Annotated in this window: 15 protein-coding genes; 10 read left to right on the top strand and 5 right to left on the bottom strand. The window is 70.3% G+C overall.

The features are described 5' to 3' along the window. Positions 1-29: 29 nt before the first annotated feature. Both pulA and IE177_RS07795 read right to left on the bottom strand, forming a co-directional pair. Positions 30-5,429, bottom strand: coding sequence for a pullulanase-type alpha-1,6-glucosidase (gene pulA / locus IE177_RS07800; protein ID WP_190014026.1), 5,400 nt, complete (start codon positions 5,427-5,429; stop codon positions 30-32). Between the two features lie 140 nt (positions 5,430-5,569). Beyond that, positions 5,570-6,037 (bottom strand): hypothetical protein, encoded by a 468-nt coding sequence (locus tag IE177_RS07795; protein WP_190014019.1) that lies wholly within the window; start codon positions 6,035-6,037, stop codon positions 5,570-5,572. A gap of 133 nt (positions 6,038-6,170) precedes the next feature. On the opposite strand from IE177_RS07795, the gene IE177_RS07790 reads away from it, so the two are divergent. Beyond that, complete coding sequence (locus tag IE177_RS07790) at positions 6,171-7,157, top strand: hypothetical protein (RefSeq protein ID WP_190014018.1); 987 nt, start codon at positions 6,171-6,173, stop codon at positions 7,155-7,157. Here IE177_RS07790 and IE177_RS07785 read toward each other — a convergent pair. Beyond that, the gene (locus IE177_RS07785) at positions 7,123-8,583 is read right to left on the bottom strand and encodes a Yip1 family protein (RefSeq protein WP_190014016.1); all 1,461 of its coding nucleotides are present in this window, start codon (positions 8,581-8,583) and stop codon (positions 7,123-7,125) included. The genes IE177_RS07790 and IE177_RS07785 overlap by 35 nt on opposite strands. Before the next feature lie 61 nt (positions 8,584-8,644). Continuing rightward, positions 8,645-10,027 carry an alpha-amylase gene (locus IE177_RS07780; RefSeq protein WP_190014014.1) on the bottom strand — a complete coding sequence of 461 codons (1,383 nt, stop codon included), beginning with the start codon at positions 10,025-10,027 and terminating at the stop codon, positions 8,645-8,647. 356 nt (positions 10,028-10,383) lie between these two features. On the opposite strand from IE177_RS07780, the gene IE177_RS07775 reads away from it, so the two are divergent. Then, positions 10,384-11,127 carry an AfsR/SARP family transcriptional regulator gene (locus tag IE177_RS07775; RefSeq protein WP_190014013.1) on the top strand — a complete coding sequence of 248 codons (744 nt, stop codon included), beginning with the start codon at positions 10,384-10,386 and terminating at the stop codon, positions 11,125-11,127. Positions 11,128-11,154: 27 nt separating this feature from the next. On the opposite strand, the gene IE177_RS07770 is transcribed toward IE177_RS07775, so the two are convergent. After that, on the bottom strand, positions 11,155-11,355 hold the full coding sequence (locus IE177_RS07770; RefSeq protein ID WP_190014011.1) for a hypothetical protein: 201 nt from the start codon (positions 11,353-11,355) through the stop codon (positions 11,155-11,157). Positions 11,356-11,562: 207 nt separating this feature from the next. On the opposite strand from IE177_RS07770, the gene IE177_RS07765 reads away from it, so the two are divergent. From IE177_RS07765 to IE177_RS07730, 8 genes are all read left to right on the top strand, one after another. Then, the gene (locus IE177_RS07765) at positions 11,563-12,081 is read left to right on the top strand and encodes a MauE/DoxX family redox-associated membrane protein (RefSeq protein WP_190014009.1); all 519 of its coding nucleotides are present in this window, start codon (positions 11,563-11,565) and stop codon (positions 12,079-12,081) included. Positions 12,082-12,104: 23 nt separating this feature from the next. Then, on the top strand, positions 12,105-12,650 hold the full coding sequence (locus tag IE177_RS07760) for a thioredoxin domain-containing protein (protein WP_190014007.1): 546 nt from the start codon (positions 12,105-12,107) through the stop codon (positions 12,648-12,650). A 50-nt stretch (positions 12,651-12,700) separates the two neighbouring features. Further along, a complete protein-coding gene (locus tag IE177_RS07755) occupies positions 12,701-14,530 on the top strand; it encodes an ABC transporter ATP-binding protein (protein ID WP_229815930.1) in 1,830 nt (609 codons plus the stop codon). Next, complete coding sequence (locus IE177_RS07750) at positions 14,527-15,000, top strand: S26 family signal peptidase (RefSeq protein ID WP_190014005.1); 474 nt, start codon at positions 14,527-14,529, stop codon at positions 14,998-15,000. The genes IE177_RS07755 and IE177_RS07750 overlap by 4 nt, the downstream gene beginning before the upstream one ends. Positions 15,001-15,201: 201 nt before the next feature. Next, positions 15,202-16,491: an extracellular solute-binding protein gene (locus IE177_RS07745; RefSeq protein WP_190014003.1), complete on the top strand. Its 1,290-nt coding sequence runs from the start codon at positions 15,202-15,204 to the stop codon at positions 16,489-16,491. A 135-nt stretch (positions 16,492-16,626) separates the two neighbouring features. Then, positions 16,627-17,625, top strand: a complete 999-nt coding sequence (locus IE177_RS07740) for a carbohydrate ABC transporter permease (protein WP_373305041.1) — start codon at positions 16,627-16,629, stop codon at positions 17,623-17,625. Positions 17,626-17,637: 12 nt separating this feature from the next. After that, positions 17,638-18,549 (top strand): sugar ABC transporter permease, encoded by a 912-nt coding sequence (locus IE177_RS07735; protein WP_190013999.1) that lies wholly within the window; start codon positions 17,638-17,640, stop codon positions 18,547-18,549. 89 nt (positions 18,550-18,638) lie between these two features. Further along, the gene (locus tag IE177_RS07730) at positions 18,639-20,288 is read left to right on the top strand and encodes a glycoside hydrolase family 13 protein (RefSeq protein ID WP_190013997.1); all 1,650 of its coding nucleotides are present in this window, start codon (positions 18,639-18,641) and stop codon (positions 20,286-20,288) included. Positions 20,289-20,303: the final 15 nt, after the last annotated feature.

Raw genomic sequence — 20,303 nt, 5'->3', positions numbered from 1 at the left:
CACTCCTGTTCTAGGGCAACGGCCTCACCCTAGTCCGCCGACCGGGTGAACACCGCGACGGTCCGCGCCGGCACGGTGAAGGTTCCCGGCCCTTCCGCGTAGGCGGAGGTCTTCACCACCGCGTCCGCGCCCGAGGCCTGCACCGGGTGCAGCCGGTAGTGGGCGCCGGCGAGGGAGCCGACCCGCTGCTCCTGCTGTTCCGGCGTGGCGTTGAAGACGACGACGAGGTCACCGAGCTTCATGGTGATCACGCCGGGCGTCTCGTCCTTGCCGGACAGCGGGAAGGACAGCTGGTCCTGCACCCGCGCGGCCGTACCGAGCGAGAACGCCTTCTCGGTCGTGCGGATCCTCAGCAGTTCCTGGTAGGCGGCCGAGGCGCCGGTGATCTGCGGGCAGCCCACCTTGACCGTGCCGAGCAGCGGCCTGGCGTAGTCCCACTTGGACTTGTTGTCGGCCGCCGGGGGCAGGCCGCGCCCGAAGCCGTTGCCGTCGGCGCAGTTCCAGTGGATGGCGTTGAACCAGTCACCGCTGTCGAAGGAGTTGCGGTCCAGCGACTTCGAGCGCAGCAGGTCGGTGCCCGCCTGGGAGAGCGCCGGGCCCTGCGACAGGGCGGCCGTGGCCATCGCGAGGACCTGCATGCGGCCCCGGTCGGACGCGGAGGTGTCCTTCGGCAGCTTGTAGGTCAGCGCGTCGAACAGCGACTCGTTGTCGTGCGCGTCCATGTAGGCGACGGCGTCACCGGGTGCGTCGGCGTAGCCGGCGGGCGCGCCGTTGTAGTCGATCCCGGCGCCGGTGACCTCCTTGCCGTCCGTGTCCGTGAAGCGGTACTTGGCGAGGTTGCCGGTCAGGCCGACCTTGATCAGGTCCTGGTAGTGCAGCAGCCTGGCCTTCTGCTCCTCCTTCGTGCCGTTCGCCGTGGACGAGTTGGGGTCGGTGTACAGGCCGGACGCGAAGCCCTGGACCCCGGGGTCGGAGTCGAAGGGGCTGCCGCCGCGCACGGCGTCACGGGCCCGGTCGGAGAAGGTGCCGATCCCGGTGCCGGCCATGTTCTTCTGCGTGGCCTGCACGAAGCGGGCGTCGTCGGCGACCTCTCCGAAGTTCCAGCCCTCGCCGTACAGGATGATCTTCTTGCCGTCGACGCCGTCCTTCTCCGGGGTCAGCGCGTCGAGGGCCTTGCGGACGGCCAGGATGTTGGCCTTCGGGTGGTGGCCCATGAGGTCGAAGCGGAACCCGTCGACCTTGTACTCCTTGGCCCAGGTGACGATCGAGTCCACGACCAGCTTGCCCATCATCGCGTTCTCGGTCGCGGTGTTGGCGCAGCAGGTGCTGTTGGCCACCGAACCGTCGGCGAGGAGCCGCTGGTAGTAGCCGGGCACGATCCTGTCCAGCACGGAGGTGTCCGCCTGGCCGCTGGCCGCGGTGTGGTTGTAGACGACGTCCATGACGACCCTGAGGCCGTCCTGGTTGAGCGCCTGGACCATCTTGCGGAACTGGACGGTACGGGCCGTGCCGTCCGGGTCGGTGGCGTACGACCCCTCGGGCACCGTGTAGTGGTACGGGTCGTAGCCCCAGTTGTAGGCGTCCTTCGCGGCGATCTTCGACACGCACTCCTGCTGCTTGTCGGAGTCCGCGGCGTAGGAGGCCAGGTCGCAGTCGGTGGTGGCCTGGTCGGCCTTCTTCTCCGGGACGGTGGCGATGTCGAAGGCGGGCAGGAGGTGGACGTAGGAGGTCCCGGACTTCGCCAGCTCCCTGAGGTGCTTGGCGCCGTCGCTGTTCCGGTCGGTGAAGGCCAGGTAGGTCCCCGGGTGCCGGGAGGTGCTGTCCCCGACGGAGAAGTCGCGGATGTGCAGCTCCTGGATCTGCGCGTCCTTCAGCGGCACGGCCTTCGGCTTGTGCAGGCCCGACCAGCCGCCCGGCGCGAGCGACCCGTCGTCCAGGTCGACGACGAGGCTGCGCCCGGAGTCCGCGGTGAGGGCGACCGAGTACGGGTCGGTGACCTTGTTGGTGACCATCTTGCGGACGCTGGGCGCCCAGACCTTGACGACGTACCGGTAGGGCTTGCCCTTCCAGGACTTCGGGCCGGTGACGGACCAGACGCCGGTGGCGTCGTCCCGGTGCATCGTCACGCCGCGGCCGTCGAGGTCGAGGCGGACGGACTGGGCGGTCGGCGCCCACACCGAGAGGGTCGGCTTCCCGTCGTGGAAGACCGGCCCGAGCGCGGCCTTGCGGGCCCCGGGGTACAGGTCGTCCAGCGCGCCGGCGATCTGCACGCCGGTCGCGGCCAGGACGGCGCCGGTGGCGGACCGCTGCGAGGCGACGAGCTGGCCGTTCAGCACCGTGCGCACCCGGTCCCGGTCACGCGGGTCCACGGACCAGGCGGTGTAGTCCTTCAGGTGCGGGTACTTCGCCTTCTGGGCGTCGGTGAGCTTGGTCTTCGTCAGCCGCAGCCAGCGCTCGTCGTCGCTGGTCAGCGTCCCGTCCTTGACGGCGATCGAGCCGCCGTGGGAGTACAGCAGCTGGGTGGAGGCGGCCCCCTCGGCGCCGTTCCAGGCGACGGTGTCCCGGTCGATCCAGATGGCCTTGGAGGTGGTCAGGTCGAGCGCGGCGGCGCTGCCCGCGGACTGCGGCAGCAGGTGGTTCTCCTGGCCGTTCAACAGCCACACCTCGTGGCCGTCCGCCTTGAGGTCCAGGGACCGGTCGGTCGGGAGGTCCTTGTCGTCGCCCTTGTGGACGATGTAGCTGAGACTGGTGGCACCCTCGGTGAGCGGCACCTCGAAGACCGCGCCATAGGCATCAGTCTTCACCGGATCCAGCGGCTTCGACCAGTCGGTGGGGGTGGCGGCACCCGTCCAGACGTGCAGGCCCCAGCCGGCGTAGTCGCCGTCGGCACGGTGGTAGTGGATGACGGCCTTGCTCTCGTCCTGCGCCGGGTAGTCGGGCTTCTCGGTCCGGACGTCCGTCTTCCCCTGCTCGATCCACACCTCACCCGTCTTGGTGACGTCGATCGAGCGGTCGGCGGAGACGTCCTTGTCGCCGTCCTTGTCGATGACCAGGAAGCCGACGTTGGAGGCGCCGGGCTTGAGCTTGACGTAGGCGAAGGCGCCGTAGGCGTCCCGGCCGGTGAAGGGGTGGCTGGCGGGCCAGTTCGTGGCCTCGCCGTCGGCGAGGTCGCCCCAGGCGTACAGGCCCCAGTCGCCGTAGTCGCCGTCGGTGCGCTTGTAGTGGACGACGGCGTAGTCGCGGGAGGAGGCGGTCGGGGTTTCCGCGGCGGGCGGGGTGCCGGTGGTGCTCTCGGCGGTGGCGCTCGCGGTGTGTCCGGCGGAGTCGATCACGACGGCCTTGTAGCGCAGGGCGGTCCCGGTGGGCACGTCCTTGCCGACGGCCTGGGTGACCTTGTAAGGGGCGTGGTCGGCGGAGCCGAGGACCCGCCACTTGGCGTTCCCGACCTGGGCGGCGAACACGACGCGGTCGAGCCGGCCGCCTTCCACGTCGGCGCTGACGTCCACGGTGCCGGTGGCTCCGGCGGCCGGGGCCTTCAGGGTGAGCGTGGGCTCGGTGGCGGGCTTCGCCAGGGCGCCGGACGCCTTGTAGACGACGGCGGAGCCGGCCGGGACGGTGACGGTGAGCCTGCGGTCGCCGTCGGACTTCGCGGAGTCGGTGGTGCCGTAGACACCCCGGTACGACATGCCGGCCGAGCCGGTCGTGAAGGTGGCGGTCTTCGCCTCGCCCGCGTTGTTGAACGCGACGACGTACTCCTGGCCGGTCTTCGCGTCGGTACGGGTGAAGGCGTAGACGCCGGCGCCGTCGGCCGCGTACCGCTCGGTCTGCACGCCGTCGGTCAGGGCCGGGTTGGCCTTGCGGAGCTTCGAGAGCGCCGCGATCCGCCGGTACAGCGGGGCGCCCGTGTCGTAGGCGGCGTCGGCGTGGGTGCGGTCGGTGCCGATCTCGTCGTCGTCGAGGTAGTCGGCGACCTTGGAGGCGAACATGGTCTGGCGGGCGTCCTTGTCGCCGCCGGAGCCGGTGAAGCCCTGCTCGTCGCCGTAGTAGACGACCGGGTTGCCGCGGCTGAGGAACATCAGCTCGTTGGCGAGCCGGTCCTTGGCGAGGATCTCGGCGTCGGTGGCCTTGGGGTCGTCCTGCTTCAGGAAGTACCCGAAGCGCCCCATGTCGTGGTTGCCGAGGAAGCTGACCTGCTCGTACGCGTTGGCCTTGTCGGTCGTGTACTTGTAGTCGTCACCGAAGACGTTCGCGAGCCGCTGGGCGCTGCCGCCCTGGGAGGCGTAGGCGCGGGCCGCGTCCTGGAACGGGAAGTCGAGGGTGGCGTCGAGGCGGCCCCGGGTGACGTACGGGGACGTGACGGAGGTGTCGGCGGAGTAGACCTCGCCGAACATGAAGAAGTTCTTCCGCCCGTGCGCCGCCGCGTACCTGTCCAGCGCGGTCGCCCACTGGGTCCAGAAGTCCAGGTTCACGTGCTTGACGGTGTCGATGCGGAAGCCGTCGACGGCGAAGTCCTTCACCCACCGCTGGTAGATCTTCTCCATGCCGTGCACGACCTCGGGACGCTCGGTCCACAGGTCGTCGAGCCCGGAGAAGTCGCCGTACGTGGTGGACTCCCCGGCGTACGTGGAGTCGCCCCGGTTGTGGTACATCGCCGGGTCGTTTAGCCAGGCCGGGACCTTGCTCCGGCTGGTGACCCTCGGCGTGTACGGGAAGGAGCCGGCGTCCGTGGCCGGGAACTTCCTGGTGCCGTCCGCGTAGTCGCCGTCGTCGAACGGCACGCCGTCCTTCGTCAGGTACGGGAAGGCGCCCTTGGAGAGGTAGCCGTAGGACTTCTCGTCGTAGTCCACGACGTCGGCGGTGTGGTTGGTGATGACGTCGAAGAACACCTTCATGCCCTTGGCGTGCGCCTTGGAGATGAGGGTCTTCAGGTCCTTGTTGGTGCCGAAGTGCGGGTCGACCTGGGTGAAGTCGGTGATCCAGTACCCGTGGTAGCCGGCGGAGGCGTTGGCGCCGGTCCCCTGCACGGGCCGGTTCTTGAAGATGGGGGCCATCCAGATGGCGGTGGTGCCGAGGCCCTTGATGTAGTCGAGCCTGCTGGTCAGACCCTTGAGGTCGCCGCCCTGGTAGAAGCCCTTGTCGGTGGGGTCGTAGCCGGTGGCCAGGCGCGAGCCGGTCAGACCGCCCTTGTCGTTCGACCGGTCCCCGTTGGCGAAACGATCCGGCAGGACGAAGTAGAACTGCTCGCGGGTGTCGTCGTGCCGGGCCGGCTGAGCGGCGAGGGCCGCGTCGGAGGGCGGTGCCGGCGGGGTGGCGGCACGGGCCGCCAGTGGCTGGATCAGGGCGGCTGCGAGGGCGGCGGCGGTGACGGCCGCGGCCCGTCTCGCTAGGGGCGTACGGCGCCGCCGGGGCGCCGGCCATCTGGGTATCACAGGCGGTAACTCCTTGCGATTACGGCTCTCTTGGGTCCGACCCCGACGCCGCGGGCGCGGCTTCCCCGCCGGGCGACCGCGCGACCGTACCGCTGCCGAAAGGATTACAGCAAGAGGCGTGAAAGTATCGGCAAGATCTTTCACCCAACTTGCCGGATGCGCCGAACGGGTGAAGAGTGGCTTGTGTGGCGAATGTCTGCCCGGAATGAACGAAGCGCCGCACCCGGCGACTTCCGGTCCGCACCTGGATTCCCCATGGCCAGACTCCCCCGGCGACAGATCCTGTACCTGACCGGCGCGTCCGCCGCGGCGGCAGCCCTCGCACTCCCCATGACCCCGGCGGCGTCATCACCTCCACCTCCCTCACCCGGGCTTTCGTCCCCGCCGTCGCCCGGCTCCTCGACGCCGGGCACCTCACCGGGCCAGTCGTCGCCGGCCACCCCCTCCTCGTCGGAACCGCCCTCCTCGACCGGGACGAGCGATACGTCGAGCCCGGCCGACACGAGCAAGACGCCGGACTCGACCGAAACGAGCGGGACGTCGAGCCCGACGGACACGTCGGGTTCGGGTGGGTCGGGTGAGCCGTCCAGCCCCACGGAAAGCGCCACGCCGGCTTCCCAGGCCCCGAAGCAGCAGGAGAAGGAGCTTGAAGAGACAACGACAGTCCTGGATCAGGCGAAGCAGGAGGCTCCTGAGGAGCTGGCCCCGAGCGTCGGCCAACTGACCACGACCCTGCACACGGTGGACGACCCGGGGACCCCGCCCCAGGACCGTGACACGGCCATCCGGACCGCCCAGGCGGTGGACTCCGCCCTGAAGGTGATCAATGATCCAGGGACGCCGCGTGCGGTGCGGAAGCAGCTGACGGGGCTGGCGAAGGAGGTGGTCTCCACCCTGGACACGGCGAGCCGCACGGGGCTGCCCCCCGAGGTGCGGCGCACCGCCTTCTATGTCGCGTGGAAGTCGGCATCCGCTCTCGACGCGGTCGGCGACCCGAAGACGCCACCCGGGGTACGGGAGGATCTGGCCGGCATCATCGCGGACCTGAACTCCGCAGCCCGCCGGACGGAAGCGGATCACGCCGAGAAGTCCGGGAGGGGGATGCCGGGCGCTCGCGGCCAGGAGACCACGCGGGCCCTGTGGCTGCTGGCGACAGTGGCGTCCACCATCAGCGAGCGGCATTCGCCCGACGGTGGGCGGAAGTCCTTGGCGGAGACGGCGCACGAGGCCAGTTCGTCGGTGGACGAATCCGATGATTCCGGGTTGTCCAGGGAAACGGCGGAACAGGTCGACCGGGTGAAGAAGGAACACGAGGCCTTCCTCTCCACCCAGCCCCTGCCGGACGTACAGCTGGGCAAGGCGGCCGAGGTCTGCACCAACTCGGTTCTCCTGGCCGCCCCGCAGGGCATCACCACTGATCTCGTGGGATTGCTTCCCGGCAACATGAATCCGGACGACGTCAAGGACTTCTGGAAGTCCCAGGAAGCGGGGAACACCTCCCTGGACGTCCTCGCCCGGCTGCGGAACGACCACATCGCCGACGCCCCGATGGTCATCAAGAAGCTCGTTCCCACGCTCGCGGACTCGGTACCGGCCAAGGAACTGTTCAGCACCCTCGGAGACAAGGCGCTCCACTGCCTGCGGGCCGCTCTGGATCTCGACCAGGAGTCGGGCATTAAGTCGGGGACCTGGGTCAAGATGGCCGATGCGCAGGAAGGGAACTCGTGAGCTCCGCCAGGGAGATCTCGGTACTGGTCTCGACGGCGGAGATGCCGAACCTCTCCACCTCCCGCTCCTCTTTGGAGGGAGTGTGCAGCGGCGGGGTCTCGAAGTGGTAGGAGGAGATGGAGTAGAGCGGGGGACGCTCCGGATCCCAGCCGGCCAGCACATACCGGGGACCGTGCGTCACGTTGACCAGGTTGTTGTTGTGGCGGACCCGGCCGAGGTACAGGATGCGTTCCGCACACCACCTCACCAGGCAGAAGAAACGACTGTCCCTTTCGTTCCACGACAGATGCTTCGTGTGGAACTGCCTCACGTCGATCCGCCCGCGGTCCTTCCTCATGAAGGTGAGCTGGAAGTCGACGCGGAGCAGGTCGTAGCCGACGGTCCTGGGAATCTGGAGCACGTGCTCCTGGGTGTCCTCCTGTCCGCTTTCGATGGGGTCCCCCGGAACATGGAGCCGTCCACTGCTCAGGGTCGCGTACTCGAACCGGTCGACATAGGTTTCCGCATCCTCTTTGCCCTTGTCGGGGGTGAGGCTCTGCTCCCACGTCTCCGCCAGCGAGGTTCCCTGCTCGGTGTACCGCGCGGTTCTGCCGTACACCGTGAAGTCGTCGACGATGACGTACACCGGAAACGATCCGGTGTTCTTGACGGAGAGCTTGAGCGGGACCTGGAGGAACGGATGCCGGCTGTCCGCCCGCACTCTGCCGAACTCCGCCTTCAGAGCGAAACGCATAGGGGCCACCGTGGGTTCGTACAAGGTGGAGTACGCCAGGCTCAGTGCGGTGAAGAGACCCGATACGACCACTCCGGCCGCGAATTTCCTGGGGTGCGGCAGGCCCTGCCACGATTTCTCCCGCAGCAGCAGGCACAGCGCCCACACCGACCAGCACCAGAGCGGCATGAAGACCAGCATGTAGGGCGTGTACTCCCTCTCGTCCAGCCACATCAGGACGAGCAGACTGTCGGTGGCCAGTGCGATGAGGACGCCGAGCAGGGCGATCGCACCGGAGATCCTGGAATGCCGTTTACCCCAGTGGTCGAGCACTGCTATCGCCGCCGCGACCAGGATGAACCCGGACAGGACGAAGAGGGCGCCGGTTATCCGTTGCGCGAAGGTCAGTGCGTTGAAGGCGTCCGGCCAGCCGATCTTTCCGTTGAGCGCCGCGGAGGCGAGCAGCCCCGCCACCATCAGGACGCCTACCGTCCGCCGCCGCCAGGCCCGGTCGGGCCACGTGTCACTGCCCCCTCCGCGCCAGTACACGCACGCCGGGTCGTTCACGTCCACGTCGGGGTGCCCGCGGCGGGCCAGCAGCTTCCGCAGTTCGCGCAGCGACCAGACACCGCCGGCAGCGTCGCTGCCGACGGTGACCCGGCGCAGACCCCGGCCGTCGGGTGCCTCGACGACGACCCAGGGACGGATGCTCATGGAGCAAGCCTCGGACCGGAGCGGGGACCGCGCACGCGCGGTTGCTCCGGTCGGGCGGGATTCAGCAGCTCGACTTGCCGGCGTGGATCGCCAGCGCCGTGTTCGCGCCGAGGGTGGCGGTGAACTGCCCGCCGGAGTCAACGGTCACCGTCGTGTTGTTCTGCACGTTGCAGTACGTGCCCGCCGGCAGCGAGGTCTGGTAGGTCCGGCTGAGGGACGACGACTCGTGGTTGATGGCCACGTAGCCCTTGCCGCCCCGCCCGAAGGCGATCGCGTCGTTGCCGTTGTCCCACCAGTTGGTGACCGGCTGTCCGCGGGTCGCGTTGCGGAAGCCGACCATGGACCTGATCTCCGGCCAGGCGTGCTGGCACTTCCAGCCGTCCTGCCAGCAGGCGTTCACCTGGCCGCCGTTCGGCGGCCCGGCGTCCGCGTCCGACCACTCGTAGCCGGAGTTCACGTCCGGGGCTCCGTAGGGCCAGGCGAGCATGAAGACGTTGGCCAGGGTGTAGTCGGCGCCGCTCTTGTAGTTGAGGGTCGAACCGTTGCGCTCGGTGTCGTGGTTGTCGACGAAGACGCCGGCCACCGACCTGCTCAGGTAGCCCCAGCCCTCGCCGTAGTTGGTGAGGTAGGCCAGCTTCTCGCTGGTGAAGACCCGCTTGAGGTCGTAGGCGTAGCGGAACTCCTGGACGTCGCCGTTGCCGGTGTACTCGGACGGCTGGACGGCCTCGTTCGCGCCGTGGATGACCTCCTGCTTCCAGTAGACGGAAGGGTTGGTCAGGCGGCTCTTGATGTCGGCGAGGTCGGCGGCCGGGATGTGTTTGGCGGCGTCGATGCGGAAGCCGTCGACGCCCAGGGTCAGGAGGTCGTTCATGTAGCCCGCGACGGTCCTGCGGACGTAGTCCTCGCCGGTGTCCAGGTCGGCCAGGCCGACGAGTTCGCAGTGCTGGACGTTCCAGCGGTCGGCGTAGTCGCCGACCTGGGAGGTGCAGTCGTCGAAGTCGTGGGACGAGTACAGGCCCGGGTAGTCGTACTTCGTGTACGACGAGCCGCCGGTTCCGGTGCCGCTGCCCGCCGACATGTGGTTGACCACCGTGTCGACGACGACCTTCACGCCCGCCGAGTGGCAGGTGTTCACCATGCTCTGGAAGGCGGCGCGGTCACCGAGACGGCCGGCGATCTTGTAGCTGACCGGCTGGTACGACGTCCACCACTGCGAGCCCTGTATGTGCTCGGCGGGCGGGGAGACCTGGACGTAGCCGTAGCCGGCGGGGCCGAGGGTGCTGGTGCACTCGCGGGCCACCGAGGCGTACTTCCACTCGAAGAGGACGGCGGTGACGTCCTTGGTGCCCGGTGGGGAGGCATGGGCGGTGCCGGTGGGAACGGTCAGCGAGGCCGCCAGGCCGGCCGCGAGGGCGGCGGTGGCGGCCAGGGTTCTCCTGGCCATGTGTGTGTACTCCTGCACTTCGTCGTGCGGGTGGGGGGTGTGCCGGGTGCGGGGGCGGAACGGACGGCGGGCGTGGGGGCACGGGGACCGCACGATCGTCCTGGGTGCAACTGTCGCCCGCTCAACCACTCGGACGTGTGGCGGACCGTATCCCCCGCCGTGATGTTTCAGCAAGATGCTGAAAATATTTCCAACTCGCGTCTTGACTGCGCCAGTTCGCCCGGCACAGGCTCCACGTCGTCACTTCCCTCGCGTCCCGGCCCACGCGGCCGGGTCCGGAAAGGAGCCGCACCACGATGGCGGGACCAGGGTTTTTCCCGGCAACGGAACCCGCACGTTTCCGCGTACTCGGCCGGGTGGGGATCGGCCCGGACCCGGTCGGCGTCCGGGGCGTCAAGCCCCGCGCCCTGCTGGTGGTCCTGCTGTTACGGGCGGGCCGCCGCGTCTCCCTCGACGCGATCCAGGAGGCGCTGTGGGACGGCGAGCCGCCACGCTCCGCGGTGGCCAACATCCGCACGCACGCCAGCGCCCTGCGCACCGCCCTCTGCGCCGGCGCCGCGTCCGGCGCTGCGTCCCGGGCCGGTGCCCTCGCCGGCGGTGACGGCGGCTACACGCTGCACGCGGAGCCCGGGGACTGCGACCACCTGCGGTTCCTGGAGTCGTCGGCGGCGGGCCGGGCCGCCCTGCTCGCCGGCGACGCGGCACGCGCGACCCGGCTGCTCGGGCCGGCCCTCGGTCTGTGGGACGGCGACCGCGCGGCGGTGGGAGTGCCCCGCCTCGGCCCGCTGGCCGGTGCGCTCGACCACCTCGACGAGGAGCGGATGCGGGCGGTGGAGGACCTGGCCGAGGCCCACCTGTGGGTCGGTGAACCGCGGGCGGCGCTGCGTGATCTGACCGGTCTGCTGGCCTCGGCGCCGCTGCGCTCCCGGAGCTGGGCGCTGCGGATGCGCGCGCATCACCGCATCGGGGAACTGGGCGGTGTCAGCGAGTCGTACCGCGCCGCGTGCGCGGTCTTCCGGGACGAACTGGGCATCGCCCCGGGCGGGGAGCTGCGCTCCCTGTACGCGGAGCTGACGGGCGCGCTGCCCCGGAGCGCGTGAGCGACCGGGGCAGCGCGCCGCACCGTCTCAGGAGCTGCAGCAGGTGCCGGTGTTGGTCCAGCTCGTGCAGGTGCCGGTGGAGTCCCAGCACTGGCGGGTGTACTTCGCCTGGTAGGCCGGGTAGGACGAACAGCCGCCCGTGCACTTGGTCTGGGTCCACCAGGTGGCGTCGGCGGTGACCTTCGGCGCGAGCCGGTTCACCAGTGCGTCCGCGAATCGCTGGAGCAAGGGAAAACCCCCTTTTCGGTTCGGCCACCGTGTGCGGCCGAATTCCCGGGCAGGCTAAGCATCCGGCATACACGGCGCCTTCCGTCTCATCTGTATGCCGCGTGTATGCGCTTCTCCTAGCCTGGGCCGCCGCGTCACGCGTTCCGCGTTCCCGGACCCGCTTTCACTCGCCCGTCCGGGAATCGCCGAGGGAGGGAGTAAAAGGAAGTGCTGTACACAGCGGTGGTGTGCCGGGCTTTCCTCGGTTTCGTCTTCGGGGCGTCGGCGTTCGGCAAACTGCGCGGGCGCGGCGCGTTCGGGGCGTTCGCCGACGGGCTCTCGGACCTGCGGGTGGTGCCCGCACGCCTCGTCCGCGTGGTCGCGGCGGCGGTGGCCGGTGCGGAGGCCGTGGTACCCCCGCTGCTCCTTGGGCCGGCCACGGCACGGGCCGGGCTGGCGCTGGCGCTCCTGCTGCTCGGCGCGTTCACGCTGGCGGTGGTGGTCGTGCTGCGGCGTGGGACGGCTGCGTCGTGCCCCTGCTTCGGGGCGTCGGGGGCGCCCTTCGGGGCCCGGCACGTCGCGCGCAACACCGTACTGACGGCCGTCGCGGCGGTGGGTCTGTCGACCGCGGGGGCCGGCCCGGGCCGGTTGGCCGGGCTGCTGCTGGCCGTGCTCACCGGCGCGGTCCTGGCCGGTCTGGTCGTCCTCCTCGACGACATCCTCGCCCTTTTCGCACTGTCCGACTAGTACTGTCCGCATGGGAGAGACAAGTGTCGCTGCTCGCCGCCGCCGTGGTGTTCTCCACTGCTCTGGGTCTGCTGAACCTGCTGCTGGCCTACGGAATCATCCGCAGACTCCGCGCGGGAAACCGTGACGCCCCGCCCGCTTTTCCGGTGACGGACGCGGAGAGCGTGGGAACGGTGCTGGAGGATTTCACCGCGCGCCTGCCCGACGGCCGGGACATCACCGCGCGGACGATTCCGGACGGCGCGCTCGCCGCGTTCTTCGCGCCCGGCTGCGGGCCCTGCGCGGAGTTGCTCCCGCGATTCGTGGAGACGGTCGGCCGTTCCGGACGGTCCGCCGCCGAGGTGCTCGCCGTGGTCGTCCCCGGCCGAGGGGACGCCGAGGAGCAGGAACGGGAGTACGCGTCGCTGCTGTCCCCGGTCGCCACGGTCGTCACCGGTGAGGGGGCGCGGGCCGTGGAGGCCGCGTTCGGGGTGAACGCCTACCCGGTGGTGTGCCGGGTGGAGTCCGGCGGACGGCTGACGGCCCTCGCCCGCGACCTGCACGAACTGGTTCCGCCGGTGACGGTGTGACCGCCGGTGAAGCAGTGGCGGCCGGTGACCCGGTGACTCCTGGTGACGCTGTGACGAGCGGTGACGGGGCGGTGCCCGGCCCCGCGACCGGGCGCTCCCGCGGGCGGGTGGCCGGGGCGCGGGCGGTGCTGCTGCTCGCCGTCCGGGCCGCGCCCCTCGCGCTGCTGGGCATCGTGCTCGCCACGCTGCTGGGCGCCGCGCTGCCCGTGCTGGCCGCGTGGCTCACCCGGGACGTGCTGGACCTGCTGGCCGGGGCGGGGCACGGGACGGCGCCGCGGGTGGCGGGCCCGGCCGCCGCGCTGGCCGGCACCGGCGTCGCGGCGGCGCTGCTGCCGCACCTGGAGCGGCTGCTGAGCGGCGAGCTGGCCCGCTCGGTGGGGCTGGCGGCCCAGGACCGGCTCTACGCCCGGGTGAACGGCTTCTCCGGGCTGGCCCGCTTCGAGGACCCCGCCGCGCTGGACCGGCTCAGGCTGGCCGAGCAGTGCGGCCAGGACACGCCGGTCCAGATCGTGACGGCGGCCGTGGCGCTCGCCCACGCGGGGGTGACGGTGAGCGGGTTCGTGGTGTCCCTGTGGGTGATCAACCCTCACCTCGCGGGCGTGGTGCTGCTCGGCGCGCTGCCGGCCCTCGCCGCGGAGCTGCGGCTGGCCCGCGCCTGGTCCCGGGCCACCCTGCGCACCACGTCGCTGGAGCGGCGGGAGTCCTTCTACGCGCACCTGCTGGGCAGCGTGGAGGCGGCCAAGGAGATCAGGCTGTTCGGCATCGGCGGCCACCTGCGCCGGCGGATGCGGCGGGACCGGGAGGCGATCAACGCCGTCCGGCGGCGGATGGAGCTGCGGACGACGGCCCTCCAGGCCCTGCCCGCGGTGGTCTCGGCGGGGATCGCGGCGGCCGGCCTGGTCTGGGCCGTGCGCGCGGCGGCCCGCGGCGACCTCACCGTCGGCGACCTCGTGGTGCTCACCTCGGCGATCGCCGCCGTGCAGGGCGGTCTCGCCGGCATCGCGGCGTCCGCCGCCGTGACGCACCAGCACCTGCTGCTGTTCGAGCACTACCTCGACGTGACGACCGCGCCGCCGGACCTGCCGGTGCCGCCGCAGCCCGCGCCGCTGCCGCGGCTGCGGCGCGGCATCGAGCTGCGGGACGTCTGGTTCCGCTACTCCGAGCAGCACGACTGGGTGCTGCGCGGGGTGAGCCTGACCATCCCGTACGGGGGCACGCTGGCCCTCGTCGGGGACAACGGCGCCGGCAAGAGCACGCTGGTGAAGCTGCTGTGCCGGTTCTACGACCCGACGCGCGGCAGCATCCTGTGGGACGGCACCGACATCCGGCACGTCGACCCCGATCAGCTGCGCCGCCGGATCGGGGCGGTGTTCCAGGACTTCGTGCGCTACGACCTGACGGCCGCCGAGAACATCGCGCTCGGGCAGCTGGACCGGGCCGGGAAGGTCGCCTCGGCCGCCACGGCCGTCGGCGTCCACGACACGCTGGCGGCGCTGCCCCGCGGCTACGACACCCTGCTGTCCCGTTCCTTCGGCGACGGTGACGAGGAGGGCGTCGAGCTGTCCGGGGGCCAGTGGCAGCGGGTCGCGCTGGCGCGGGCCTTCCTGCGCGACGATCCCGACCTGCTGATCCTGGACGAACCCGCCTCGGGGCTGGACCCGGAGGCGGAGCACGAGGTGGCCGAGGCCGTCCGGCGGCACCGGCGGGGGCGGACGAGCCTGCTGATCTCCCACCGCCTCGGCGCGGCCCGCGAGGCGGACCTGATCGTGGTGCTGCGCCGCGGGAGGGTCGTGGAGCACGGCGGCCACGCCGAGCTGGTCGCCGCGAACGGCCGCTACGCACGGCTGTTCCACCGCCAGGCCGCGGGGTACACGCGGTGACCGCCGCCGTCCTCGGTGTCCTCGGTGTCCTCGCCGTCGTCGGCGCCTGTCTGCTGTGGGTCCGGCGTCGCACCGTCGTGATCACCGTGAGAGGGGTGAGCATGCGGCCCACGCTGGAGGCCGGGGACGTGCTGATCGGGCGACGGGTGCGGGCGGCGCGGCTGCGGGCCGGACAGGTCGTCGTGGTGGAGAAGCCGGACCCGGACGCCCGCTTCTCGTCCTGGAGCTGGCCGGACCGGCGGGGACACCTCATGATCAAGCGGCTGGCGGCCCTGCCCGGCGACCCGGTGCCCGCCGCCGCGGCCGGGCGGCTGGGCTCCGGGCCGGTTCCGCCCGGCTCGGTGGTGGTGCTGGGGGACAACGCGGAGGAGAGTGTGGACTCGCGCCAGATCGGCTACTTCCCCGTGGAGCGCGTGGTGGGGGTCGCGCTGCGCACCCACCGGCGCGCACCCCGCCGGTCCGCGCGGTGACGGCCCGCGAAGGCGAACGGAGCATGCCGGTAACGGAAACGTCACGCTTGCCGGATGTTGCAGAAATCTTCTTGCAACATCTTTCGCAAGGACTTGCACGCTTGCTACGTTCCTCCCGCGCCCGGCGGCCGTCGATTGGGACAGACGGCACCCGCGGTCCTCCCAAGGGATGATCCGGGCACCCCACTTCTAGGAGCTCATATGCGACGTGGCATATCGATCGCCGCCGCGGTCACCGTGATCGCCCTCTCCGCCACCGCCTGTGGCGGCTCGGACGACAACGCGTCCAGCAAGCCCAAGGACCCCAAGGACGTCTCCGGCACGATCACGTACTGGGACACCTCCGACGCGGCGAACGAGGCCCCGGCGTACAAGGCCCTGATCTCGGAGTTCGAGGCCAAGTACCCGAAGATCAAGGTGAACTACCAGAACGTCCCCTTCACCGACGTCGAGCAGAAGTTCAAGTCGGCCGCCAAGAGCGGCAAGGGTGCTCCGGACGTCGTCCGCACCGACGTCGGCCTGATGGCGGAGTACGCCTCGCTCGGCTACATCGCCCCGCTCGACGGCACCGCGGCGCTGAAGGACACCTCGGACTTCAACACCGGCCCGATGAACACGGCCAAGTACAACGGCAAGACCTACGGCGTGCCGTCGGTCACCGACACCCTCGCGCTGCTGTACAACAAGGACCTGCTGAAGAAGGCCGGCATCTCGAAGCCGCCGGCCACCTGGGACGAGTTCATCGCCGACTCCAAGACCATCAAGAAGAAGACCGGGGCCTACGGCACCTACCTGAACCCCGACGCCTACTTCCTGCTCCCGCTGCTCTACAGCAACGGCGCGGACATGGCCCAGCCGTCCGAGAAGAAGATCACGATCAGCGACGCCGCCGCCGTGAAGGCGCTCACCACCGCGAAGCAGATCAACGACGAGGCCTCGATGAAGGTCGACTTCGCGAACGCCTACCAGAACATGCAGACCGCCTTCAAGAACGGCAAGGTCGCCATGCTGGTCCAGGGCCCCTGGTCGGTCGGCGACGACCTGACCGGCAAGGCGTTCAAGGGCAAGGAGAGCAACCTCGGCTACGCCCCCGTCCCGGCCGGTGAGGGCGGCAAGGCCCAGGCCCCGACCGGCGGTCACAACCTCGCCGTCTACCAGGGCTCGGGCAACCTGGACGCCAGCTACCTGTTCACGCAGTTCATGACGTCCACCAAGAGCCAGGTCACCATCGCGGAGAAGACCGGCACCCTGCCGACCCGCAAGTCGGCGTACACCGACAAGGTCACGTCGGACGCCAAGATCGCCGGCTTCAAGCCCATCCTGGAGCAGACCGCCCGCCCGCGCGTCGCGCTCCCGCAGGTCGGTTCCCTCTTCACGCCGCTCGCCCAGAACTACGTGAAGATCCTCCAGGGCGACACGTCGGTCAAGTCCGGCCTGGACGCCACCGCCAAGGAGTTCCAGAAGCTCCTGCCCGGCTACTCCATCGGCTGACCAGACCGTCAGTAGCCGCACGGTAACCGAAGGACACGCAGCCCCGGGGAAACACGTTTCCCCGCTGCCGCCCCGAACGGGGCTCCCCGGGGCTGCGGGAACCACCAGACTTCTGCCGCGAAAGAGCCGATGACCATGACGACCGCAGCGAGCCCCGGACAGACCGACAAGACAGCGCGAGGCGAGAAGTCCCCGCGCCCCGCACGCGTTTCGGCGCTCAGGCGGTCGTGGGAGAAGCACTGGTACGCCTGGGCGATGGTGACCCCGGTCGCCGTCGTCATCGCCGTACTGGTCCTGTACCCCCTGGGCTACGGCATCTACCAGTCCCTCACCGACGCCAACGAGTCGAACGTCGCCTCCACGATCGGCGCCTTCCACCGACCGGCGACCTACCGCTTCGTCGGTCTCGACAACTACTGGCACGTGCTGTCGGGCGCTGACAGCGACTTCTACCCCCGCCTGGTCTGGACGATCCTGTGGACCGTCTCCTGCGTCGCCCTCCAGGTCGGCCTCGGCATGGGGCTCGCGGTGCTCCTCAACCGCGAGATGCGCCTGCGCGGCTTCTACCGGGCGATGCTGATCCTGCCCTGGGCCGTCCCGTCGTTCATCGGCGTCTTCGCCTGGCGGCTGATGCTCAACTCCCAGTACGGCGTCTTCAACGAGATCATCACGGCCTTCGGCCTGCCCGAGCAGAACTGGCTCGGCACCCCGATGGCCCAGAAGATCGCCGTCATCATGGTGAACGTCTGGATCGGCATCCCCTTCAACATGGTCGCCGTCCTCGGCGGTCTGCAGTCGATCCCGAAGGAGCTGTACGAGGCGGCCGAGATGGACGGCGCCTCGCCCTGGCAGCGCTTCGTCAACGTCACCCTGCCCGGCCTGCGCCCGGTGACGAACACCGTGATCCTGCTGGGCTGCATCTGGACGTTCAACATGTTCAACGTCATCTACCTGCTGCTGGGCAACAACACGACCGGCGACACCGACATCCTGGTCACCTTCGCCTTCCGCAAGGCCTTCACCGGCATTTCGGACTACGCGGGAGCGGCGACCTACGGCATCATCATCCTCGCCCTCCTGATGGCCTTCTCGACGTTCTACCGCCGCAGCACCCTGAAGTCCGAGCAGGCGTAAGGAGCCATCGTCATGACCGCAGCAACGCACGAGAGCGCCGCGCCCGCCCGCTCCGCCGCCCAGCCCGCCCCCGCCCCCCAGGCCCGCAAGGTGCGCGGCCGTGAGGAGCGCGGTCTCGGGGCCTCGCTCGCCCTGCACGGCACGCTGATCCTCGCCACGCTGATCGCGGCCTTCCCGGTGGCCTGGATCTTCTTCATCTCGCTCGGCCCGAAGGACGCCTGGCAGCAGCCCGGCAAGGTGCTGGACGACTTCAGCCTGCACAACTACACCGACGTGCTGTCCCACTCGGACCTGCCCAAGTGGTTCCTGAACACCGTCATCGTGGCGGGCGGCACCACCGCGCTCGGCGTCTTCCTCGCGGCGACCGCCGGCTACGCGGTGTCCCGGATGAAGTTCCCCGGCAGCAGGCAGCTGATGTGGACCTTCCTGGTCACCCAGATGTTCCCGAGCATCGTGCTGATCGTGCCGCTGTACCTGCTGATGTCCGACCTGAACCTGCTGGACAACTACCTCGGCCTGATCCTGGCGTACGCGACCACCGCGGTCCCGTTCTGCGCCTGGATGATGAAGGGCTACTTCGACACGATCCCCAAGGAGATCGACGAGGCGGGCCGCGTGGACGGCCTCACCCCGTTCGGCACCTTCTGGCGGCTGATCGTGCCCCTGGCCAAGCCCGGCCTCGCGGTGACCGCGTTCTACAGCTTCCTCACCGCCTGGGGCGAGGTCGCCTACGCCACGCAGTTCATGCAGTCCGACCACTACACGCTCGCGGTCGGCATCCGCACCTTCGCCCAGGACCAGCGGCCCGACTGGGCGTGGACCTCGGCCACGGCGATCATCATCACCATCCCCGCGGCCCTCGTGTTCATGCTCGTCCAGCGCAGCCTGGTCTCCGGGCTGACAGCCGGCGGCACCAAGTCCTGACCACCGGCCCCGGCCGGGCGGAGACCCCGCCCGGCCCACGCTCGTCAGCAAGCGCCTCCGTCGTTCCCCCCGCATCCCTAAGGGAATCCATGACCCAGAACGTCACCGACGCAATCCCCACCGACGCCTCCTCCGCCGCCTCCGGGCGCCGGGAGTGGTGGCGCGACGCGGTCATCTACCAGGTCTACCCGCGCAGTTTCGCCGACGGCAACGGCGACGGCATGGGCGACCTGCCCGGCATCCGCGCCCGCCTGCCCTACCTGAAGGAGCTGGGTGTCGACGCCGTCTGGCTGTCGCCCTTCTACGCCTCCCCGCAGGCGGACGCCGGCTACGACGTCGCCGACTACCGGGCCGTCGACCCGATGTTCGGCACGCTCACGGACGCCGACGACCTGGTCCGCGAGGCCCACGCCCTGGGCCTGCGGGTGATCGTCGACGTCGTGCCCAACCACTGCTCCGACCAGCACGAGTGGTTCAAGCAGGCGCTGCGCGAGGGCCCCGGCTCGCCGCTCAGGGAGCGTTTCCACTTCCGGCCCGGCAAGGGCGCGAACGGGGAACTGCCGCCCAACGACTGGGAGTCGATCTTCGGCGGCCCGGCCTGGACCCGGGTCGGGGACGGCGAGTGGTACCTGCACCTGTTCGCGCCGGAGCAGCCCGACTTCAACTGGGACCACCCCGCGGTGCACGACGAGTTCCGCTCCATCCTGCGGTTCTGGCTCGACCTCGGCATCGACGGCTTCCGCATCGACGTCGCCCACGGCCTGGTCAAGGCGCCTGGCCTGCCGGACATCGGCCACGAGGAGCAGGTCAAGCTGCTCGGTACCGAGGCCGTGCCCTACTTCGACCAGGACGGCGTGCACGACATCTACCGCGGCTGGCGGCGCATCCTCGACGAGTACCAGGGCGAGCGCATCGCCGTCGCCGAGGCGTGGACGCCCACCGTGGAGCGCAGCGCGCTCTACATCCGGCCCGACGAGCTGCACCAGGCCTTCAACTTCTCCTACCTGACCACCGCCTGGAACGCGGACGACCTGCGCGACGTCATCGACCGCTCGCTGCAGGCCATGAACGCCGTGCACGCCCCCGCCACCTGGGTGCTGTCCAACCACGACGTGGTCCGCCACTCCACCCGCCTCGCGGAGGGTGACGAGGAGCTCGGTCTGCGCCGCGCCCGGGCCGCGACCCTGCTGATGCTGGCGCTGCCCGGCTCGGCGTACCTGTACCAGGGCGAGGAGCTGGGCCTGCCCGAGGTCGTCGACCTGCCCGACGAGGTCCGCCAGGACCCGGCGTTCTTCCGCAGCTCGGGCCAGGACGGCACGCGCGACGGCTGCCGGGTGCCGCTCCCGTGGTCGGGCCAGGAGGCGCCGTTCGGCTTCGGTCCCGTCGCGGGCGGCCCCAGCTGGCTGCCGCAGCCGGCGGACTGGAAGCACCTGACCGTCGAGGCACAGCAGGGCGACCCCACCTCCACGCTGGAGTTCTACCGCAGCGCGCTGGCCGTGCGCCGCGAGCACCCGGCGCTGGGCGCCGGCCGCCAGATCACCTGGCTGGACACCCCCGAGGGGGTGCTGGCGTTCCGCCGCGACACGAGCGAGGGCTCCTTCGTCTGCACGGTGAACCTCACCACCGCGCCGGTCCCCCTGGCCACTCCCGGCACCGTTCTGCTCGCCAGCACCGACGTCGAGCCCGCCGCCGGCACCACCGTGCTCCCGGCTGATTCCGCCATCTGGTGGGAAGTCTGACATGCGGCCGGTACA

It is taken from the genome of Streptomyces lucensis JCM 4490 (genome assembly GCF_014650035.1).
GTDB lineage: Bacteria > Actinomycetota > Actinomycetes > Streptomycetales > Streptomycetaceae > Streptomyces > Streptomyces lucensis.
The sequence above is the reverse complement of the archived record's forward strand: the minus strand, read 5'-3'. Positions and strand labels throughout refer to the sequence as shown.

Coding starts and splice junctions, on each gene's coding strand:
- IE177_RS07785 (WP_190014016.1), bottom strand. CDS start 8,583: ATGAGCATCCGTCCCTGGGTCGTCGTCGAGGCACCCGACGGCCGGGGT.
- IE177_RS07745 (WP_190014003.1), top strand. CDS start 15,202: ATGCGACGTGGCATATCGATCGCCGCCGCGGTCACCGTGATCGCCCTC.
- IE177_RS07780 (WP_190014014.1), bottom strand. CDS start 10,027: ATGGCCAGGAGAACCCTGGCCGCCACCGCCGCCCTCGCGGCCGGCCTG.
- IE177_RS07730 (WP_190013997.1), top strand. CDS start 18,639: ATGACCCAGAACGTCACCGACGCAATCCCCACCGACGCCTCCTCCGCC.
- IE177_RS07735 (WP_190013999.1), top strand. CDS start 17,638: ATGACCGCAGCAACGCACGAGAGCGCCGCGCCCGCCCGCTCCGCCGCC.
- IE177_RS07740 (WP_373305041.1), top strand. CDS start 16,627: ATGACGACCGCAGCGAGCCCCGGACAGACCGACAAGACAGCGCGAGGC.